This window comes from Xanthomonas sp. SHU 308, assembly GCF_000364645.1.
GTDB classification, from domain to species: domain Bacteria; phylum Pseudomonadota; class Gammaproteobacteria; order Xanthomonadales; family Xanthomonadaceae; genus Xanthomonas_A; species Xanthomonas_A sontii.
Genome location: NZ_AQOK01000355.1, coordinates 1 through 2,605 on the forward strand (window position 1 = coordinate 1; position 2,605 = coordinate 2,605).

General features: G+C 70.7%; 2 protein-coding genes. Both read left to right on the plus strand.

Features of this window, described 5'->3' with window-relative positions:
- Window positions 1-182: 182 nt before the first annotated feature.
- Window positions 183-695 carry a hypothetical protein gene (locus D588_RS0112395; protein ID WP_017912272.1) on the plus strand — a complete coding sequence of 171 codons (513 nt, stop codon included), beginning with the start codon at window positions 183-185 and terminating at the stop codon, window positions 693-695.
- A gap of 11 nt (window positions 696-706) precedes the next feature.
- Window positions 707-2,482, plus strand: a complete 1,776-nt coding sequence (locus tag D588_RS0112400) for a chloride channel protein (RefSeq protein ID WP_017916216.1) — start codon at window positions 707-709, stop codon at window positions 2,480-2,482.
- The last annotated feature ends 123 nt before the right edge of the window (window positions 2,483-2,605 follow it).

Genomic DNA, 2,605 nt, shown 5'->3' on the forward strand with positions numbered 1-2,605 from the left:
AGCGCGAAGCCGCCGCGCCGGCGCCGGACTTCGTGTACCGGCGACCGCCGCGCAGGTCGGGCGCGCCCGCCGCCGCCGAGGACTGAACCGGGCGCCGACACGGTCCCGGCGCGCCCGGTATCCCGTGCGCAGTCACCGCTTGCGACTACACTACGGCGCATCCCACTTCCCGGATCCCCGCCATGTCTCTTGCGCGTCTCGCTCCCCTGGTCCTGTGCGCGGCGCTCGCCGTGTCCGCCGCCCCGGCGCTCGCCCAGCGCACCGTCTCCGGCGATCTGCAGACGCAGATGTCGCCGCAGGAGTTCAAGGCGGCCGGGCTGGACAAGCTGTCGCCGCAGGAGCTGGCCGCGCTGAACGACTGGCTGCAGGGCAAGGTCGCCAAGGAAACCGCGGTGGCGCTGGAGAAGGCCAAGGAAGAGGGCCGCCGCGAGGTGATCACCAAGAACCGCGGCTTCTTCGACTTCGGCAGCGCCGAGCCGATCGAGAGCACCCTGGTGGGCGAGTTCTCCGGCTTCGCCAAAGGCCGCAAGTACGTGCTGGCCAACGGTCAGGAATGGGAGCAGACCGAGGCGGCGAGCCTGCCCAGCGTGCACCGCACCGCGCCCAAGGTGAAGATCACCCCCGGCATCATGGGCGTGTGGTACATGCAGATCGACAACTACAACACCCGCGCCAAGGTCCGTCGCATCAAATAGGATCGCGCGCCGTGAACCTGCGTCCGCGGCCGGGACTGGCCGACGCCTCGCACAGCCTCGCCGACGCGCTGCGCCGGCGCCTGCGCGCAAGCGATGTCTGGTTCATCGCCCTGGCCCTGCTGGTCGGCGTGATCGCCGGCCTGCTGACCCTGTTGCAGAGCAGCCTGGCACACGGCGCGCAGGCTCTGCTGTACGGCCTGGAGGCCGACGAGCGGCTCAGCGCCATGTCCGAACTGAGCGTGCACCAGTTGCTGGTGCTGCCGCTGGGCGGGCTGCTGGTCGGCCTGCTGGGCATGGCCGCACGCGCGCGCAAGCGGCAACTGGTCGACGCCGTCGAAGCCAACGCGCTGTATGGCGGGCGCATGTCGATGCGCGACAACCTGATCGTCTCCGTGCAGACCCTGTTCTCCAACGGCGTCGGTGCCTCGGTCGGCCTGGAGGCGGCGTACACGCAGATGGGCGCCGGCAGCGGCTCGCACCTGGGCCGGGTGCTGCGCCTGCGCCGCGCCGACATCCGCACCCTGGTCGGCGCCGGTGCCGGCGCGGCCATCGCGGCGGCCTTCGGCGCGCCGCTGGCCGGCGCGTTCTATGCGTTCGAGATCGTGATCGGCGCGTACTCGCCGTCGGCGCTGGCACCGGTGGCGGTGGCCTCACTGGGCGCGGTGTTCGTGTCGCAGTTGGCCGGAGTGCAGCCGTACCTGCTGCCGGCCTCGGCGGCCTCGGCGCTGGAGGCGCGCGACTACGTGCTGTACGCGCTGCTCGGCGTGCTCTGCGCGCTGCTGGCGGTGGCGGTGATGCGCCTGATCGGCGCGATCGAACAGGCGATCAACCGCAGCCCGCTGCCGCGCTGGGCACGCCCGGTCGCCGGCGGCCTGCTACTGATCCCGCTGGCGTTGATCACCCCGCAGGTGCTGTCCTCCGGACACGGCGCGCTGCACCTGGACCTGACCAGCCCGACCTCGCTGCGCTGGCTGGGCATCCTGTTGCTGCTCAAGTGCCTGGGCTCGGCGATCTCGCTGGGCTTCGGCTTCCGCGGCGGCCTGTTCTTCGCCTCGTTGTTCATGGGGTCGCTGGTCGGCGGGCTGTTCGCCGGCGTGCTGAATCTCGGCAGCGGCATGGCCTTGGTCGACGGCACCGCCGCGTCGCTGGCCGGCATGGCGGCGATGGCCGCCGCGGTGATCGGCGCGCCGATGACGATGGCGATGCTGGTACTGGAAGGCACCCACGATTTCGTGCTGGCCAGCGCAGTGATGGTGGCGGTGCTGGTCGCCAACACCATCGTCCGCCAGATCTTCGGCTACTCGTTCTCCACCTGGCGCCTGCACCTGCGCGGCGAGACCATCAAGAGCGCGCGCGACGTCGGCTGGGTCAAGCACCTCAGCGCCGGGCGGATGATGCAGAAGGACGTGCATCCGCTGGCCGCCACCACCAGCGTGGCCGAGTTCCGCCGCCGCTTCCCGCTCGGCTCGGGCACCCGCGTGGTGCTGGAGGACGAGAGCGGCCATTACGCTGGCCTGGTCACCCTGGCCGCCGCCTATGCCGACGGCGTCAACGCCGAGGCGGCCATCGTCGACTACGCCGGCAACCGCGACGTCGCCCTGCCCGCGGACACCGACGTGGTCACCGCCATGCGCCAGTTCGACCTGACCCAGAGCGACGAACTGGCGGTGGTCGACGAGCAGGGCAAGGTGCTGGGCGTGCTCAGCGAAAGCTTCGTGCGCAAGCGCTACGCCGAGGAACTGGACAAGCGCCAGCGCGAGCTGATGGGCGAGCGGGTGGATGATTGAGGGGCGGGGATTGGGGATTGGGGATTGGGGATTCGTTGGATTGCTACGGGCTGAAACGTTGAGGGCCGTGATCGCATGTCGCAGGAGCGGCTGCTGTGGGAGGGGCTTCAGCCCCGACGCCTG

Bases quoted from the DNA above. Each gene is read 5' to 3' on its own strand.
- D588_RS0112395 (WP_017912272.1), top strand. From the start codon at position 183: ATGTCTCTTGCGCGTCTCGCTCCCCTGGTCCTGTGCGCGGCGCTCGCC.